Genomic DNA, 17749 nt, shown 5'->3' on the forward strand with positions numbered 1-17749 from the left:
TGCCGACCCTACGCCGAGCCTCATCGCGCGCAGCGCGACGATGCCCTACGTTCAAGACGACCGATAAGGGACAATCCTCTATGGCGCACGCCAACATCCGGACCGACGAACCGAGGTGCCCATGAACGTCAAGAAGGCCCTCCTGCTCGGCGCGGCGGCCGTCCTGGTGTACACCCTGGTCGCCCACCCGACCCAGCTCGGTGACGGCGTGCAGGCCATCTTCGGCTGGATCGGTGACGGCATCCAGGCCATCGTGGCCTTCCTCCGCAGCGTCGTGGACTAGTTCACGCAGCGAAGGGTCCCTTCACTGCGCTGGACGCGGTGAAGGGACCCTTCGCTGCCGTGGGAGTCGGGGTCAGCGGCCGATGGCGCCGGCGAGACGGGGGCCGTTGCCGGCGGCCGGGCGTCGGCGGGGCGGGCGGGCGCTGGGTACCGCGACGACCGTCCGCTCGCGGCGCCAGGGAAGCGGGTCCTTGGCGTTGGCGAGTTGGCGGGGTCGCTGCTCGGCCATCGACCGCTCACCCACGATGCAGGCGAGCGCGATCATGCTCGCGGCGAGCCAGAGGTTGAGCCAGTCGTTGGCGGTGTTCAGCGTGCCGGCCGAACCGCTGGTGAACACGGTGACCACGCCGTAGTGCCACAGCACGTAGCAGACCCCGCCACCGATGAGGAACCGTCGCGACCCGCGTGCGCTGCGTGCGACCGCGAGGCCGGTGAGCCCGAAAGCGAGGTGCGCCACCGGGTTGAGCGTGCCCGTGGTGAACGTGGCACCCTGCGCGAACCCGAAAACCCCCGCCAGCAGGAACATGGCCGCGATCACCACGACCGCGAGCCGACCGGTCTGCTCCCTCATCGATACCTCCCCAGTTCGAACTGAGTGATCGGTGCGGCCGGATGCCCCGTTATGGTCTGGATCAAACCAGTTTGCCGGTCTCCGATCCTGGCACCACGCGCATGATCACTCAGACGAGTTGACAGCCGGTACCGTTCCATCGATTTCGCTGTGGTACAAGCGTTTTAGCCTCGGCGTGTCGCACGCAAACCCGTTGCCGCGTGTGCTAGAGCGGGCTCAGCCGTCGTCGTGGGTGCGCACCACCGCGACCGGACACGGCGCGTGGTACAGCATGTGCTGGCTGGTGGAACCGAGCAGCAAACCGCGGAAACCCCCACGGCCCCGGCTGCCGACGACCACGAGTTGAGCGTCCCGCGCCGCCGCCAGCAACGCGTGCGTCGTCCGGTCGCGCCGAACCTCGCGGTGTACGTGGACATCGGGGTACTTCTCCTGCCAGCCGGCGAGCCGTTCGCCGAGCAGTTCGGTGGCCTGTTCGGCCAGCGCGCTGAAGTCCAACGCGTCGGCCTGGCCGGCGAAGGCCACCTCCAGCAACAGGTCGGACCAGGCGTGCACGGCGACGAGGTCGGTCCGGCGCAGCGAGGCGGACGCGAACGCGTAGGCGATCGCCGCCTCGCCGACCGGCGTGCCGTCCACCCCGACGACCACCGGACCGTCGGTCGGCGGCGCGTCCTCGGCCGTGCGGCCGCGGACGACCACCACCGGGCACAGCGCCCGGCCGGCGAGCGCGACCGAGGTCGAGCCGATCAGCAGGCCGGTGAACCCGCCGAGACCCCGGGTGCTCAGCACCAGCTGCGCGGCCGTCCGGGATTCCTTGACCAGCAGGGGCACCGTCGGCGCGACCTCGAAGACCTCCTCGACCCGCAGCCCGGGCACCGAGGTGGCGGCCAGGCTCGCGGCCTCGGCCAGCCAGGCCCGGCCCTGCTCCTCCAGCGCGACCCGCAGCACCTGCGGGTCGATGACACCGCCGGGATATCCGACCGGGACCTCACAGGCGTGCACCAGACGCAGCGGGACGCCGTGGCGCGCGGCCTCCTCGGCGGCCCACACGATCGCGTTCGTGCCCCGTTCCGACCCGTCCACCCCGACGACGATCGACCCTCCGGTCAGCGTGCTCATCACCGCGCTCATCACCTCATTGTCGGCGGCCCCGCCTGGCCCCGCGACCCGAGCGCGACGGCACGGCGAGCAGCCACGAACCTGCCGGCCAGCGCACCCATCACCTCAGTGCCGACCGCCCCGCCTGCCCCCACGACCCGAACGCGACGGCACGGCGAGCAACCCACGAACCTGGCGGGCGATCTCGCGGTCCTCGCGCGCGGTGACCACGAGTGTGCGCACCCCGGCGCCGTCGGCCGAGATGTCGGTCTCGGCGTCCTCGCCGGTCGCCGCGCGGTTGGCCTGCTCGTCCAGCCGGACGCCGAGGAACCCGAGGCCGGCGGCGGCCGCGGTGCGCACGAACGGCTGGTGCTCGCCCACCCCACCGGTGAACACCAGCGCGTCCAGCCCGTCCATGGCCGCGGCCATGCCGGCGATCTCGCGGCGCAGCCGGTGGCTGTAGACGGCGAACGCGCGCAGGTCCCGCTCGTCGCCGGTCTCCACGCCCTGGCGCAGCGCGCGCAGGTCGCCGTCGCCGCCGGTGAGCCCGGCGATGCCGGACTCGTGCTCGAACGCGTCCCCGAGGGAGGCGACGCTCATCCCGCCGTGGCGCAGCAGCCACAGCACCAGGCCGGGATCGACGCTGCCCGGACGGGTGGCCATCACCAGGCCCTCCAGCGGGGTGAAGCCCATCGTGGTGTCCATCGACCGGCCGGCGCGCACCGCAGCCAGCGAGGCGCCCGCGCCGAGATGACAGGTCACCACCCGCGCGTCGACGCGGCCGAGCAGTGCGGCCGCGCGACCGGCGGCGTAGGCGTGGGACAGGCCGTGGAAGCCGTAGCGGCGCAGGCCCCACCGCTGAACCCACTCGGTGGGCAGCGCGTAGGTGGCGGCCGCGGCCGGCAGGTCGTGGTGGAAGGAGGTGTCGAAGCACGCCACGGCCGGCGTGTCCGGCAGGACGGCGGCGATCGCGTCGATGCCGGCGACCCCGCGCGGCTGGTGCAGCGGCGCCAGGTCGACCAGCGCCTCGATCCGGTCGCGCACGTCGCCGGCGAGCACCACGGGGCCGGTGAACTCGGTGCCACCGTGGACGATCCGGTGGCCGACCGCGTCCACCCGGTCGAGGCCGGCGACGAACCGCGCCAGCTCCTCGGTCTCGTCGCCGCCGGTCCAGCGGTCCAGGTCCAGGCTCGCGACCGGCACGTCGGCCTGGTCGAGCAGGCGGACCTTCATGCTGGAGGACCCGGCGTTCACCACGAGGATCTGCATGGTCGGCTCCTGTCCTACGGCCAGGACCAGTCGCGGACCTCCGGCAGGTCCTCGCCGTGGTCCCTGGTCCAACGGTGGTGGCGGGCGCGCATGTCCTGCATTCGCTGACGCGGCAACGCGGCGCGGGCGCCGAGGCCGGGCACCCGGTCGAGCACGTCGATGACCAGCCGGAAGCGATCCATGTCGTTCAACACCAGCATGTCGAACGGGGTGGTCGTGGTGCCCTCCTCCCGGTAGCCGCGGACGTGGATGTTGTGGTGGTTGGTGCGGCGGTAGGTCAGCCGGTGGATCAGCCAGGGATAGCCGTGATAGGCGAAGATCACCGGGCGGTCGCGGGTGAACAGGGCGTCGAACTCGGGATCGGTCATGCCGTGCGGGTGCTCGGTGTGCGGTTGCAGGCGCATCAGGTCCACCACGTTGACCACCCGCACCCGCAGGTCCGGCAGCTGGTCGCGCAGCAGCGCGGTGGCGGCCATGACCTCCAGGGTCGGCGCGTCCCCCGCGCAGGCGAGCACCACGTCCGGCTCCCGGCCGTCCTCGTTGCCCGCCCACTCCCAGATGCCCGCGCCGCGGGTGGCGTGCAGCACGGCCTGGTCCATGGACAGCCAGTCCGGGGCGGCGTTCTTGCCGGCGACCATGACGTTCACGTAGTCGCGGCTGCGCAGGCAGTGGTCGGCGACCGAGAGCAGCGTGTTGGTGTCCGGCGGCAGGTAGACCCGGATCACCTCGGCCTTCTTGTTCATCACGTGGTCGATGAATCCCGGGTCCTGGTGGGAGAACCCGTTGTGGTCCTGGCGCCACACGTGCGAGGTGAGCAGGTAGTTCAGCGACGCGATCGGCCGTCGCCACGCCAGTTTCCGGCTGGCCTCAAGCCATTTGGCGTGCTGGTTGAACATCGAGTCGACGATGTGGATGAACGCCTCGTAGCAGGAGAACAGCCCGTGCCGGCCGGTCAGCAGGTAGCCCTCCAGCCAGCCCTGGCACAGGTGCTCGGAGAGCACCTCGAGCACCCGGCCGTCGGTTGCCAGGTTCTCGTCCACGGGCAGGGTTTCGGCCTGCCACTGCTTGCCGGTCGCCGCGTAGACCGCGTCCAGCCGGTTGGACGCGGTCTCGTCCGGGCCGAACAGCCGGAAGTTGCGGGCCGAGGCGCTGCCGCGCAGCACCTCGCGCAGGAACTGGCCGAGCACCCTGGTCGGCTCGGACGAGGACCCGCCCGGCCGGTCGACCTCGACCGCGAAGTCGCGGAAGTCGGGCAGTGCCAACGGTTTCAGCAGCAGGCCACCGTTGGCGTGCCGGCTGGATCCCATCCGGCGGGCACCCGATGGCACCTGGTCGAGCAGTGCGGGCACCGGCCGCCCAGCGTCGTCGAACAGCTCCGCCGGCCGGTAGGAGCGCAGCCACTGCTCCAGCAGCGCGAGGTGTTCTGGGTTGTCCCGCACGGCCGACAGCGGCACCTGGTGGGCCCGCCAGGTGCCCTCGACCTGCAGTCCGTCCACTTCGGACGGACCGGTCCAGCCCTTCGGGGAGCGCAGCACGATCATCGGCCACTGTGGACGTCCACTTCGGCCAGAACGCGCGGATCGTTGGATGGCCGCGATCTCGGTGAACACCTCGTCCATGGTGGCGGCCATGTCGCGGTGCATCAGCGCGGGATCGGCGCCGGTGACATAGCGGGGCGCGTAGCCGTAGCCGCGCAGCAACGAGTCCAGCTCGTCGTGCGGGATCCTGGCGAGCACCGCCGGGTTGGCGATCTTGTAGCCGTTCAGGTGCAGGATCGGCAACACCGCGCCGTCGTGCACCGGGTCGAGGAACTTGTTGGCATGCCAGCTCGCGGCCAGCGGCCCGGTCTCGGCCTCACCGTCGCCGACGACACAGGCCACCACCAGGTCCGGGTTGTCGAACGCGGCACCGAAGGCGTGGGCCAGCGAGTACCCGAGCTCGCCACCCTCGTGGATCGAGCCGGGCACCTCGGGCGCGACATGGCTGGGCACCCCACCGGGAAAGGAGAACTGCCGGAACAGCACCCGCATCCCGCGCTCGTCGCGCGGCACCTCCGGGTAGGCCTCGGTGTAGCTGCCCTCCAGCCAGGTGTTGGCCAGCAGGCCGGGACCGCCGTGCCCCGGCCCGGTCACGTAGAGCACGTCCAGGTCGCGCTCGCGGATCAGCCGGTTGAGGTGGGCGTAGACGAAGTTCAGGCCGGGCGTGGTGCCCCAGTGGCCGAGCAGCCTCGGCTTGAGGTGCGCCGGCCGCAGCGGCTCGCGGAGCAGCGGGTTGTCCAGCAGGTAGATCTGCCCGACCGACAGGTAGTTCGCCGCCCGCCAGTAGGCGTCCACCGCCTCGACCAGGTCCTGCTCCGGCTCGACCGCCAACGCCTCCGCCATGTCCGTAGCATCGCCCAGATCCGGGGCACCCGCACGTCAGCCGCCGGTCACCGGCTCTCGCGGGAGCCGCACCTGGAAGTGCGTGTCGCCGGGCTCGGAGACCACCCGCAGGTCGCCGCCGTGCCGGTTGACCACCACCCGCCACGACACGTCCAGGCCAAGGCCGGTGCCCTGGCCGACGCCCTTGGTGGTGAAGAACGGCTCGAACACCCGGCGACGCAGCTCGGCCGGCACGCCGGGGCCGGTGTCGATGATCTCCACCAGCACCCGGTCGCCGTCGGCCGAGGTGCGGATGGTGACCGTGCCGTCGCCGTCGACCGCGTCCACGGCGTTGTCGATGAGGTTGGTCCACACCTGGTTGAGCTCGGCGGCGTAGGCCGGGACCTTCGGCAGGGTGCGGTCGTAGTCCTTGACCACCCGCACCCCGGCCGGGATCTTGCCGGCCAGCATCACCACGGTGGCGTCCAGGCCGTCGTGCAGGTCGATGGTCTGGTGCGCGGAGCGGTCGAGCTGGGTGTACTGCTTGGCGGCACCGACCAGCCCGGAGATCCGCCCGGTGCTGTCCTTGATCTCCAGCAGCAGGTTCTCGGTCTCCACCGAGTAGGCCAGCCAGCGCAGCGCCGGCTCGAAGAAGTCCGCCTCGACCACATTGGACAGCTCGTCGAGGTCGGACACGGTGATGCCGGCGGTGACGAACACCGGCGCGAGGTCCCAGCCGCCGACGATGTCCCGCTCCGCCAGCCACTCCCCCAGCTCGTCCTCCCGATCGGCGACCTCGATCGGGGTCAGCGCCGCCGCGGTCGCGATCCTGGCGACGAACTTGTCCTGGATCTTGGTCAGCCGGTGGAGCTGGACGCCGTCGAAGTGGCCGTCGGCGAGCATCGCCAGCTTGTGGCGCATGCCGGCGACCCGCTCGCGCAGCGTCTCGGTCGCCCGGACCGCCGCGGCCGCCGGGTTGTTCAGCTCGTGGGTCAGCCCGGCGGTCATCTTGCCCAGCGCCAGCAGCCGTTCCCGCTGGGCGACCAGCTCCTCGGAGTTGCGGATGCCGACGAACATGCCCTGCAACAGGTGCACCGCCATCGGGAACCACTCGCGGAACTTCACCGCGAACTCGGCCACCGGCAGCGCCAGCAGCTCGCAGTCGGTGACCGCGTGCACGGTCGCGTTGTAGAGCTGTTCGACCTGGTCGCCGAGGTAGAACTGGGTCGCCCCGGCGTAGACGCCCGCCTGGTCGGAGCGCACCACCTCCACGTCGTCCGCGCGCACCCTGCGGGTCAGCCGCATCGTCCCGGACAGCAGCACGTAGAAGCACTCCGCCGGCTCGCCCTCGGCCGCCACGATGGCGCCCGCCGGGTGCGCGACGACGTCCGCGGTGGCCGCGAGCCAGGCCAGCTGGCCGTCGTCGAGGTGCTCGAACAGGAACAGTTCGCGCAGGGCCGCCGGGTCGATGTCGGTCACCGCTCCTCCAGGTACCGGTGCACCAGCGTGACCGCCATCGCGCCCTCGCCGACCGCCGAGGCGACCCGTTTGACCGACTGCGCGCGCACGTCGCCGGCCACGAACACGCCCGGCACGCTGGACTCCAGGTAGTAGGGGTCACGCTCCGGTGCCCAGCCGACCGGCCGGGCGCCGTCCACCAGCAGGTCGGGGCCGGTCCAGACGAACCCTCGGTGGTCGCGCTGGACGACGCCGTCGAGCCAGTCGGTGCGCGGCGCGGCGCCGATGAAGATGAACAGGTGGTCGGCATCGACGATCTCGCCAGTGACCTCGCCAGTGACCTCGCCGGTGCCGTCGGTGTGGTCCAGGCGCAGCTGTTCGAGGTGGTCGGTGCCCGTGGCCGCGCCGATCGTGGTGCCGGTGCGCACGAACACGTTGTCGATCGCCTCGAGCTGCTGGACCAGGTAGTGCGACATGGACGCGCGCAGTGACGGGCCGCGCACCACCAGGGTGACCGTGCTGGCGTGCCTGGCGAAGAACACCGCGGCCTGGCCGGCGGAGTTCGCGCCGCCGACGATGTACACGTCGCGGTTGGCGCACTCGGCCGCCTCGGTCATCGCCGAGCCGTAGAACACCCCCCGGCCGACGAAGTCCTCGACACCGGGCGCGTCCAGGCTGCGGTAGGACACGCCGGTGGCCAGGATGACCGCGTGCGCGGCGACCACGCTGCCGTCGCCGAAGCGCACCATCCGCGCCGAGCCGGGCACCTCAAGGGCGGTCACGTCGCGCGCGGTGAGCATCTCCGCGCCGAACTTGACCGCCTGGCGCCGGGCCCGGTCGGTCAGCTGGGAGCCGGACACGCCGTCGGGGAAGCCGAGGTAGTTCTCGATCCGCGAGCTCTGCCCGGCCTGCCCGCCCGCGGCCTGCCGTTCCACCAGCAGCGTGCGCAGGCCCTCGGAGGCCCCGTAGACCGCCGAGCCGAGGCCGGCGGGTCCGCCGCCGACCACGACCAGGTCGTAGAAGTCGGTCTCCGGGTCGACGGTGAGGCCGACGGCCGCGGCGATCTCGGCGTCGCTCGGGGACAGCAGGGCGCTGCCGTCCGGGGTGATCACCACCGGGATCTCGGTCGGGTCGGCGGCCGCGGCGGTCAGCAGCCGGTGGCCCTCCGGCTCGTCGATGCTGTAGTAGCGGTAGGGCACGGCGTTGCGGGCCAGGAAGTCCCGGGAGGCGAAGGTGGGCGCCGACCACCGGTGCCCGACGATCTTGATCTCCTCGGCCTGCCCCGCGGTGTCGCCGCACCACAGCTCGATCAGCGCGTCGACCACCGGGTAGAGCTTCTCCTCCGGCGGGTCCCACGGCTTGAGCAGGTAGTGGTCGACGTCGACCAGGTTGATCGCCTGGATGGCCGCGTCGGTGTCCGCGTAGGCGGTCAGCAGCGCGCGGCGGGCGCGCGGGAACAGGTCCATCGCCTGCTCGAGGAACTCGATGCCGTTCATCTCCGGCATGCGGTAGTCGGCGAGGATCGCGGCCACCTGCTCGCCGCGCAGCTTCAACTCCCGCAGGGCGTCCAGCGCCTCCTTGCCCGAGGACGCCCGAACGATGCGGTGGCCCTCGCCGTAGCGGCGGCGCAGATCGCGGGCCACCGCCCTGGACACTCCCTGGTCGTCGTCGACGGTCAGCAGTACCGGCTTGGTCACCGGGGTCTCCGCTCGCTCATGCCACCAGCCTAGAGCGCGACCTCACACGATGGTCTGGTCGACGAAGCACCACCGCCAGTCCTCGCCGCGCTCGAACGAGCGCATCACCGCGTGGTCGGTGTGCGCGAAGTGCGCGCTGGCGTGCCGGGACGGCGAGGAGTCACAGCAGCCGACGTGCCCGCAGGTCAGGCACTCCCGCAGGTGCACCCACTGCCCGCCGGTGGCCAGGCAGTCGGTGCAGCCCTCGGTCGTGCTCGGCGAGACGTCGCGGACCTGGTCGAGATGCGCGCATTGAGCCATGCCCCATCATCGCACCGGCCAAGCCATCACACCGGCCAAGCCAGCTCACCGGCCCGGCGTCACCGCCGTTGTTGTTGCTGCTGCTGTTGCTGCTGGGCACGCTCCCGCTGGGCGTCACCGCCGTTGCTGTTGCTGTTGTTGTTGCTGCTGCTGAGCACGCTCCCGCTGGGCGTCACCGCTCCTGTTGCTGCTGGGCAAGCTCCTGTTGGGCGTCCTCGTAGTTGTCGTCCCAGTTCGCGCCTTCCTTGAAGGCCTCGGCCGCGCCGGTGCGGCCCAACGAGATCGGCTTGAGCGTGTCGGCGAAGCCGTCGCGGCCGCGGGGTGCCATGACGTCGTCGACCCTGGCGGCGGCGTCGCCGAGCCGGTCGTTGCCGAGGGTGATCCGGTCGCGGATGGCGTTGTTGACCCGGTCGGCCCCGCCCTCGACCTGGTTGAGCGCGCCGCGGTGGCGGCCGATGGCCCGGCCCATGGACTTGGCCTTGCGGCCGATCTGGACCGAGGCCTTGGCCAGCGCGTTGGACGCGCCGCGCAGCTTGTCGAACTTGCGGATCGCCTGCGCCAGCTTCATCAGCAGCTTGCTGACCTTGCCGGCGATCTTGCCGGCGGTCGCGGCGGCGCGGGCGACCGCCCAGCCGGTGAACGCGGCCACCGAGGCGCCGAAGCTGCACCAGCTCGTCGCCAGCGCGGACACCGCGGCGATGAGGAACTCCGCCACCACGTCGGCGATGATGTCGCGGATGATGCCCCGGACGGTGGCGACCAGGATGCCGCTGGCCCGCACGCCGGTCGACACCGCCGACGCGGCGCCCTCGAGTGCCTTGACCTGCTCGGCGACCTGCGCGGCCGCCGCCCGGTAGGCGTCGCCGGACGCGCCGGTCCAGGTCGTGGTCTCGCTGGTGGCGGCGGTCGCGTACTCCTGGCTGATGGTGGCGCACTCCTGGGCGACCGCGCCCCAGGTGGCCGCGACGCCGTTGATCGCGCCGGGGTCGCCGGCCAGGTCGTCCAGCGGTTCCTTGAGGAACGAGACGTGCTCGATCAGCCAGCCGATGCCGCCGCCGACCAGGGTGCCGAGCGGGTTGGCGACGAACCCGAGCACGTCCAGCCCGAGCGCGAAGCCGTCGAACACCCAGTCGCTCGGGTTCTCGAAGTCCTTGGCGCACTGCCAGACCGTGTCGACGATCCGCGCCCCGTCGGTCGCGTTGTCCGCGTTGACCTCGACACTCATGACGTGCCCTCCATGAACTGCTCGAACAGCCGTGCGTGCTCGTCGTCGGTGTCCTTTGTGGAGTCCGCGCTGTCGCGCAGCGCGTCGGCGATCTCCGGCAACGCCGAGGCCAACTCGGAGATCGACCCGCCCATCTCCGAGATCGACAACCTGGCGTGCACGCTGAACGCCTGGCCGATGATCCCGTAGGTCTCGATCCCGAGGTCCACGTCCGCGCCGGTCCGCCCCGTCGCGGCCAGCGACGTGCCGAAGCCCGCCACGCTGCCCGCGTGGGTGAGCACGTCGTCGGGCACCATCGCGAAGTCGCTCACAGTTCCGCCTCCCCGGGATGAGAAGTTTCCGTTACGTCGGGTTGGTACCTGCCGGTTCCACGCGGCTCAGGTTGGCGGTGGCTCATTTGTCGTTACCCCAGATCGTGTCGAGGCCCTCGTCGTCGTCATCGTCGGTGGGGCGGGGGGCTCTGGGTGGGGGTGCCTCGGAGCGCAGTAGCGGCTCCGGTTCGGCCGGGTCCTGGGGGGCTTGTTCGTCGTCGTCCTCGCGTTGGGCGACGTCGATCTGGTCGCGGAGGAACTCCATCGCCGGCGAGTCGCCGATCAGCGGCTGCAGCGTCTCCTGCATCTGCTCGGCGACGGCGGCGTGCGCGGCCCGCACGGTCTCGGTGATGGACGCGGCGAGCTGTTCTGGCCCATGCCGCATCGCCTCCGGCGAGATGGTCAGCCGTTCCAGCCGGCCGCCGGGTGCCAGTTCGACCGACACGCCGCGGTCAGGACTGCTGACCCGCGCGCGCAGGGTCTTGAGCTGCGCCTGCGTCTCCTCGGCTCGCTGCTGGATCTCGCCCACTCGCCGCATGTAGTCGGCGAGCCGTCGCTCGCCTGCCCCGACATCCATATTCATGGGCGCTTAGACTAGGCTAACCGGTATCTGGTTCCCGCAAGGTTAGTACTGATTCGGCCATCTCCTTGGTGGACTGCCGGGTGGTCACCACGATGACCAACAGCGCCGCCAGCGGGTAGACGTCCCGGCCACCGGCGAGCCAGACCGCCACCGGCGCGCCGGCCGGGATCGCCTGCACCGCGCTCACCACCGCCAGCACGACCAACACCGCCACTACGACCGTCGGCACCCACCGGCCGGCGCCGGCCGGGCGGACCCCGTTTCTGGTGTCCAGGTAGGGCCGCCCGTACCGGACGATCCGGGCGACGTCACGGTGCACGACCGACGCGATCAGCCCGACCACCACCGCGACCAGCGCGCCGAACCCGGCGAGCACCCCCGACGGCGGGTCGACCAGCCACGCGGACTCGAGCTCTGGCCACGGCGAGACGAACCCGCCGACCCGCCGCGGCCCGTCGAACAAGGGCAGCGAGGCGAGCACCTCCACCCCGCCGACGGCCAGGGCCAGCCAGGCGATCAGCCGCAGCCGGCGCACCCGCCGGGGCACCGGGGCGGCGGCCACCTCGGCCTTGGTCACCGGCCACCGCTCGGACTCCGGCCTCGGCCCTCGGACCCGGCGCGGGATGAGCGAGCCGACGGCGGCCGCGGCGAGCCAGACGGTCACCAGGCCGATGGCCACCGCGGCGACCGGGCCGGCGAGCGTCCAGCGCGCGCTGTCGTTGCGGCCGGGTTCGCCGCCGGACTCGAAGACGGGGGTGTCCCGGTCACCCGGGGAGAGCTGGCCGGGCGGGAAGCGCACCCGCGCGGTGTCGCCGTCCGCCCAGCGCACGTCCGCGACACACTCGGTGGCGATGCCGATCCCCCACCGGCCCACCGGGCCGTGCTCGACACAGGAGGTCACCGTCGCGGTGCCGGTCCTGGTGGCCGCCGGCGAGCCGACGAGCACGTCGGTCGTGCGGATCACGGTCGCGAGCAACAGGAAGCCGAGCACCGCGGCCAGACCGAAGGCGAGAGCACGCATCCGGCAACCCTAGGACCGACCGCCACGGCCAGGGCATACCGGATTCCCGATATCAAAGCGAATTACCCGACAATGGCACACCGAAGACCTGCCGAAATCAATGCATTACCCGCGCGATACACTCGGCCGAATTCGTTGTACAGAAAAGGAAATCGCGGGTGACGACGACGGCATTACGGAACGAGCCACTGCCGGACCCGGACCCCGCGACCGTCCCCGCCGGGCCGCCCGCGTGGTTGACGCTGGCCAGACGGCTGGCGGTGAGCCGCTGGCTGCCCAGGCTGGTCGCCATGCTGGCCGCGGTGCCCGCGGTCACGACGCTGTTCGAGGTGCTGCGCGCCGGGCGCCTCCAGCACATCGACTACCTGTTCCAGCTGACCAGGATCACCAACGCGGACGGCTCGCTCAAACCGTTCGACCTGCAGCACTACTTCTCCAACGAGCACCTGCTCGGCCTGCCGACGCTGCTCTACTGGATCAATATCGAACTGTTCGCCGGCGACAACCGCACCCTCGGCGTGTTCGTCGTGGCGATGGCCGCGCTCACCGTGGCCGCGCTCGGGCTCGCGCTGCCGCGCGGCCTGCCGCCGCTGGTCCGTGCCGGCCTGGTGGTGGCCGCCTCGACCCTGGTCTTCAGCCTGCACGGGCTGTGGAACTTCACCAGGGCGATGAGCGGCACCGCGTGGCTGACCGCCAACCTGATCGTGGTGGTCGCGCTGGTGCTGGCGAGCCGGGGTCGCTGGTGGCCGGCCTTCGCGCTCGCGCTGCTGGCCAGCCTGACCTACGGCACCGCGTTCGCCGTCTGGCCGGTGCTCGCGGGGCTGGCCGTGCTGCGGCGGGAGGCCTGGTGGAAGCGGCTGCTGCCGCTGGTCGCCGGCGCGGCGATCGTCTCGGTGTGGCTGAGCTACCGGCCGTCGCCGCCGCTGGCCGGCTCCCCGGTCAGCGACCCTGGCAGCCTGCTGTACTACTTCCTCGCCATCGTCGGCAAGTTGTGGACCACCGACAACGGCGGGTTGGCCGCCATCGCGGGCGCGCTCATCCTCGGCGTGTACGCCGTGCTCGCCACCAGCAGGACCGCGCGGGAGCCCGCGCTGTGGTTCTGGTGGGCGCTGGCCGGCCACGCCGTGCTGTACTGCGGGATGATCGCGGTGGCCAGGGTCGACTTCGGCGAAGAGGCCAGCCTGCACACCGCCCGCTACACCTCCGCGTCGGTGCTGATCTCGATCCCGGCCGTGGTGATGCTGGCCTTCGTGGCGCACCGCAGGCTGGACCAGCGCGGCCACAAGATCACCCTCGCGGCCGTGCTCGCCGGGCTGCTCGGCTACGCGCTCGGCGCGCCCTACGCCGTCGAGGAGCGGGCGGCCGACAAGCTCCACCGGCTCGAGGCGGTCGCCATCCGGGGCGGGTTCAGCGACGCCTACCGGACCTACCCGCTCGCCAGCGACCTCGCGCCGCGGCTGCGGGCGCTTGGGCACTATCCGTTCACCGACGACTTCACCCTCGGTTGCGACGGCCCGGAGCTCGGCTCGACGCTGGCGCTGTCCGAGATGACCCCGCTGCTGCCCGCGCGGGGCAACAAGCGCCCGCTGCGCGCGGCCGGCGCGGTGGACTCGGTCGAGCCGCCGGACCCGGCGCCGACCTTCGACGGCCGACCGGTGCCGATCTTCCACGGCTGGGCCTACGACCGCGGCGACCCGGTCCGCTGTGTGGTGATCGTCGACGGTGCCGGCACGGTCCAGGGCGGCGGCGTGACCGGCGTGGTGCACCCCGACCTCGCCCGCGCCTACGCCGGGGTCGCGGCCGACTCCGGGTTCGCCGTGATCGGTCCGGTCGAGGACGACAGCCGCATCGTGGTGATCCAGCGCAGCGGGTCGATGCGGTGGCTACCGGCGCGAGCGCCGGAGGTCATCGTCGACCGGCAGGCCGAACGGTGAGCGCGTAGCGGTGCAGTGGCAACCGGCGCGGGCGCCAGAAGTCACCACCGACACGACAAGCCGAACGGTGAGCGCGTAGCGGTGCAGTGGCAACCGGCGCGGGCGCCAGAAGTCACCACCGACACGACAAGCCGAACGGTGAGCGCGTAGCGGTGCAGTGGCAACCGGCGCGAGCGCCCGAAGTCATCATCCACACGGCAAGCCGAACGGTGAGTGCGTAGCGGTGCGCTTGCCCCCGCGCACCGCCACGCACTCACACCCCCCGCAAGCCCGCGGCGTCGATCTTCCCTGCCCACTGGATCGCGGGCAGGAGCCGATCGAGCAGCTCACGGGCAGTGGCGCTCAACGTGCAGCACAGCATCGCGCCGGTGTCCTCGCGGTCGCAGACCACCAGGCCGGCGAGCTCGAGCCGGTGCACGGCCGCCTCGGCCGGACCGCCGAGGTCGACGATGTCCCGGTAGGACAGCGGCCCGCAGGACAGCGCGGCGAGCACGTCCAGTTCCTGTTCGCCGGGCAGCACCCGCAGCAGCGCGCGCAGCTGCTCGGCGAGCACGGTCTCGTAGTCGGCGGCCGTGCTGTCGCCGGCCGCCTCGACGCTCCAGTCGTGGGTGAGGTCGGTGACCTGGCCGCGGCCGCCGAGCCCCTGGCCGCGCAGCCGCCAGATCGGCGGCACGTCGCTTGGCCGGACCTCGGCCGTGACGAACTGGTTGCGGCCCGACTCCTTGGCCCGCAACAGGGCCGCGTCCGCGCCGTGCAGCAGCCCGACCAGGTCGTGGTCGGCGCAGGTCGCCCTGGTCGCGACGCCGATGGAGGCGGTGAGCCCGGTGAACGTGGTGATCCCGTCGCGGGCCGATGGCGCCGGCACCGCCGCGGCCCTGATCTGGGCGAGGATGGTCTGGGCGAGGCGTTCGCCGCACTCGCGGTCGGTGCCGGGCAGCAGCACCAGGAACTCGTCGCCGCCGTGGCCGCCGTACCGGCCGACGACGTCCAGCTGGCGCACCACGCCCCGGATCACCAGGGCCACCGCGCGCAGCACGGCGTCGCCAGCCAGGTGCCCGTGGGTGTCGTTGACCTCCTTGAACCGGTCGATGTCGATCATCAGCATCACCGCCGGCCCGGCGCCGACCTGGTCGAGGACCTCGGCCGCGGCCCGGTCCCACCCCCCGCGGTCGAGCATGCCGGTCAGCTTGTCGGTGCTCCTGTAGCCGAGCGGTTGGCCGCAGGTGGCACAGCGAGGGCCGGAAACGACCTCATCCGCGCCAGCAAGCCGCATCGCGGACCTCCCGTAAGTGGATCATCGTCGAGCGTAGACTCATTGACTGTCCGGTTTCAACTGACAAAAATGGATGCGCGCGGTCGGGTCTATCTCTGGGTAAAGAGTATGCACGATGCGGTGGGAGGCCAGCGATGGTTACGCGGAAGTCCGGCGCGGAACGAACCCTCGCCGACAAGCTCAACCACCTGTTCGCCGGCACGACGACGCGCGGTGGCCAGGAGTTCAGCAACGAGCAGGCCGCCTCGGCGATCGTGGCGACCGGCGTGACGATCTCGCAGAGCTACATCTGGCAGCTGCGCAAGGGCAACAAGGACAACCCGACCTTCAAGCACCTGCAGGCACTCGCCGCGTTCTTCGGCGTCCCGGTCTCGTACTTCTTCGACGACGAGGTCACCGACCGGGTCGACCAGCAGCTCGCGGAGCTGCGGACCGAGCAGGCGCGGCTGAACGCGATCATGGACTCCAACGACGCGCGGCTGATGGCGCTGCGGGCCGGCGAGCTCTCCCCCCAGGGCCGCCGACAGGTCATGGACCTGCTGGACGTGGTACACCGGCTCGAGCAGGTCGAACGCGACTCCGGCACGCAGGGCTGACGCCGCGCACCCGGCCTGCCGGGTGATCTGGAAAACTCTGCCGCGTCCTGGGCAGAGGGCGTGAGTCGGGGAGGTGTGCCGTGCGCGAACGCGAGCTGCGTCGACGCTGCCGAAAACTACTCAATGAGCTGGACATCCGCCCGCCACTGGACGTGCACGAGCTGTGCCGGCGGGTCGGCGCGCAGCGGGGCAAGCCGATCCGGCCGGTGGCCCACCCGATGCCCGTGCCGGGACCGTTCGGCGCCTGGATCACCACCGACACCGCCGACTACGTCTTCTACCAGCAGGCGACCAGCCGGGCCCACCAGGCGCACATCGTGCTGCACGAGCTGGGGCACATCCTGGCCGGTCACCGAGGCGCCGAGGACGACGCGCTGCTCGGCGACTCGGTGACCGGCCAGTTCCCCGACCTGGCGCCAGAGGCCGTGCGCCGGGCGCTTGGCCGCACGTCCTACGACTCCGAACAGGAACGGGAGGCCGAGACCGTGGCCACGATCATCCTGGAATGGGCGTCGGTGCTCGACTCGGTCGGCCCGAGCGCGGCCTCGTCGGACGCCGCCGCGCGCCGCATGGGCACCGCGCTGACCGACAGGCTGGGCTGGCTGTGAGGTACACGGGGTTCGACCTCGTCCACGGGCTGGCCTCGTTCGGCGCGCTGGCCTGGATGCTGTACCTGGTGGCCCGCTCCCCCGGCGACGTCCGGCGGTGGGCGGTGACCGGGTTGGTCGCCGGCTGGTCCATCGCCTACCCGTTCGGCATCGCGGCCAGCGAGGGCGCGAGCTTCCTCGGCGTGGACGCGATGACCGCGCGGTACGTGCAGCACGCGTTGCAGCTGGTGGGCGGGTTCAGCCTGGTCTGCTTCTTCAAGTTCTCCGCGCTCGACGGCAACCGGGCCGGCCGCAGCGCCGCCACCGAGGCCGCCGGGCTGCTCGGCGCGCTCGCGGTGATCACCTGGGCGAACGTGGCCGTCCCGGACGCGCTGCGGGTGCCGGCGGCCATGGTGACCTCTACCCCTGGCGACGGCCCGATCGGCGAGCCGGCGATCGCGTTGTTCTACATCGCGGCCAACGGGTACCTGCTCTACGCGTTCACCGCGGCCGGGGTGTGGACCCGCCGCTATGCCAGGGGGGCCGAGCCCCGGTTGCGCGCGGGACTGCGCGTCGCCTCGATCGGGCTGGCGTCGATCTCGTTGGCCAGCCTCATCTTCGTGCTGTCCAACGTCGGGCGCTGGCTGGGCAGCCCGGCCTCGCCGCCGATCGTGATGACCAGCGTCTTCCTGCTGTTGGCCGGGATCGTGCTGTTCCTGGCCGGGGTGATCTATCCGAACGTGGTGACCAGGCTGGCCGTGGCCAGAGTGTGGTTACGCCACCGCAGGGCCTACGGCCAGCTCCGTCCACTGTGGACGATTCTGAACGAGCGGTTTCCCCAGGACGCGCTGAACCGGGCGCCGGTGAACCAGTGGCGCGACGCGCTGAGCCTGCGCGGGGTGCACCGCCGCTACTACCGCCGGGTGATCGAGTGCCGCGACGGGCTGGTGCGGATCAGTCCCTATCTCGCCAGCCGGGACGCGGCCACCGACGACCTGACCGTGCCGGCACACCTGGCCCGCAGGCTCACCGACGCGCTACAGGCCCACGCGGCCGGCGAAACCGCGCCCCAGCAGGCGATCCCGGTCGCCGTCCCCCGCGACGACAGCCTCGACGCCGACGCCGACCAGCTCATCGAACTCTCCAGCGCCGTCCGCCGGTCCAGCGCGCCCTGATGCCCTGAATGA

Annotated in this window: 17 protein-coding genes; 5 read left to right on the top strand and 12 right to left on the bottom strand. The window is 71.7% G+C overall.

Going from position 1 to position 17749, the window contains the following annotated elements; genetic code table 11:
- Positions 1 to 121: 121 nt before the first annotated feature.
- On the top strand, positions 122 to 283 hold the full coding sequence (locus tag ACYVIP_RS06495) for a hypothetical protein (protein ID WP_460393068.1): 162 nt from the start codon (positions 122 to 124) through the stop codon (positions 281 to 283).
- 72 nt (positions 284 to 355) lie between these two features.
- On the opposite strand, the gene ACYVIP_RS06500 is transcribed toward ACYVIP_RS06495, so the two are convergent.
- From ACYVIP_RS06500 to ACYVIP_RS06550, 11 genes are all read right to left on the bottom strand, one after another.
- Positions 356 to 853: a DUF4383 domain-containing protein gene (locus ACYVIP_RS06500; RefSeq protein WP_460393070.1), complete on the bottom strand. Its 498-nt coding sequence runs from the start codon at positions 851 to 853 to the stop codon at positions 356 to 358.
- A 216-nt stretch (positions 854 to 1069) separates the two neighbouring features.
- Positions 1070 to 1981: a universal stress protein gene (locus tag ACYVIP_RS06505; RefSeq protein WP_460393072.1), complete on the bottom strand. Its 912-nt coding sequence runs from the start codon at positions 1979 to 1981 to the stop codon at positions 1070 to 1072.
- A gap of 93 nt (positions 1982 to 2074) precedes the next feature.
- On the bottom strand, positions 2075 to 3217 hold the full coding sequence (locus ACYVIP_RS06510; RefSeq protein ID WP_460393074.1) for an acetate/propionate family kinase: 1143 nt from the start codon (positions 3215 to 3217) through the stop codon (positions 2075 to 2077).
- 14 nt (positions 3218 to 3231) lie between these two features.
- Positions 3232 to 5598 (bottom strand): phosphoketolase family protein, encoded by a 2367-nt coding sequence (locus ACYVIP_RS06515; protein ID WP_460393076.1) that lies wholly within the window; start codon positions 5596 to 5598, stop codon positions 3232 to 3234.
- Between the two features lie 36 nt (positions 5599 to 5634).
- A complete protein-coding gene (locus ACYVIP_RS06520; protein ID WP_460393078.1) occupies positions 5635 to 7056 on the bottom strand; it encodes an ATP-binding protein in 1422 nt (473 codons plus the stop codon).
- On the bottom strand, positions 7053 to 8732 hold the full coding sequence (locus ACYVIP_RS06525) for an NAD(P)/FAD-dependent oxidoreductase (protein WP_460393080.1): 1680 nt from the start codon (positions 8730 to 8732) through the stop codon (positions 7053 to 7055). Before ACYVIP_RS06525 ends, ACYVIP_RS06520 begins: the two co-directional genes overlap by 4 nt.
- A 42-nt stretch (positions 8733 to 8774) precedes the next feature.
- Complete coding sequence (locus ACYVIP_RS06530) at positions 8775 to 9032, bottom strand: UBP-type zinc finger domain-containing protein (protein ID WP_460393082.1); 258 nt, start codon at positions 9030 to 9032, stop codon at positions 8775 to 8777.
- Between the two features lie 172 nt (positions 9033 to 9204).
- Complete coding sequence (locus tag ACYVIP_RS06535; RefSeq protein ID WP_460393084.1) at positions 9205 to 10257, bottom strand: hypothetical protein; 1053 nt, start codon at positions 10255 to 10257, stop codon at positions 9205 to 9207.
- Entirely contained in the window at positions 10254 to 10568 is a 315-nt protein-coding gene (locus tag ACYVIP_RS06540; protein WP_460393087.1) for a type VII secretion target, read from the bottom strand. Before ACYVIP_RS06540 ends, ACYVIP_RS06535 begins: the two co-directional genes overlap by 4 nt.
- Positions 10569 to 10650: 82 nt before the next feature.
- The gene (locus ACYVIP_RS06545) at positions 10651 to 11151 is read right to left on the bottom strand and encodes a YbaB/EbfC family nucleoid-associated protein (protein WP_460393089.1); all 501 of its coding nucleotides are present in this window, start codon (positions 11149 to 11151) and stop codon (positions 10651 to 10653) included.
- 16 nt (positions 11152 to 11167) lie between these two features.
- Positions 11168 to 12172, bottom strand: a complete 1005-nt coding sequence (locus ACYVIP_RS06550) for a DUF6346 domain-containing protein (RefSeq protein WP_460393091.1) — start codon at positions 12170 to 12172, stop codon at positions 11168 to 11170.
- Between the two features lie 158 nt (positions 12173 to 12330).
- Between ACYVIP_RS06550 and ACYVIP_RS06555 the strand changes: the two genes are divergently transcribed.
- A complete protein-coding gene (locus tag ACYVIP_RS06555; RefSeq protein WP_460393093.1) occupies positions 12331 to 14106 on the top strand; it encodes a hypothetical protein in 1776 nt (591 codons plus the stop codon).
- Between the two features lie 253 nt (positions 14107 to 14359).
- Here the strand turns inward: ACYVIP_RS06555 and ACYVIP_RS06560 are convergent, their stop codons facing one another.
- A complete protein-coding gene (locus tag ACYVIP_RS06560; RefSeq protein WP_460393095.1) occupies positions 14360 to 15379 on the bottom strand; it encodes a GGDEF domain-containing protein in 1020 nt (339 codons plus the stop codon).
- Between the two features lie 134 nt (positions 15380 to 15513).
- Between ACYVIP_RS06560 and ACYVIP_RS06565 the strand changes: the two genes are divergently transcribed.
- From ACYVIP_RS06565 to ACYVIP_RS06575, 3 genes are all read left to right on the top strand, one after another.
- A complete protein-coding gene (locus ACYVIP_RS06565) occupies positions 15514 to 15975 on the top strand; it encodes a helix-turn-helix domain-containing protein (protein ID WP_460393097.1) in 462 nt (153 codons plus the stop codon).
- Between the two features lie 80 nt (positions 15976 to 16055).
- Positions 16056 to 16583, top strand: coding sequence for a hypothetical protein (locus ACYVIP_RS06570; RefSeq protein WP_460393099.1), 528 nt, complete (start codon positions 16056 to 16058; stop codon positions 16581 to 16583).
- A complete protein-coding gene (locus ACYVIP_RS06575) occupies positions 16580 to 17737 on the top strand; it encodes an MAB_1171c family putative transporter (protein WP_460393101.1) in 1158 nt (385 codons plus the stop codon). The genes ACYVIP_RS06570 and ACYVIP_RS06575 overlap by 4 nt, the downstream gene beginning before the upstream one ends.
- Positions 17738 to 17749: the final 12 nt, after the last annotated feature.

The organism is Actinophytocola sediminis, assembly GCF_054779715.1.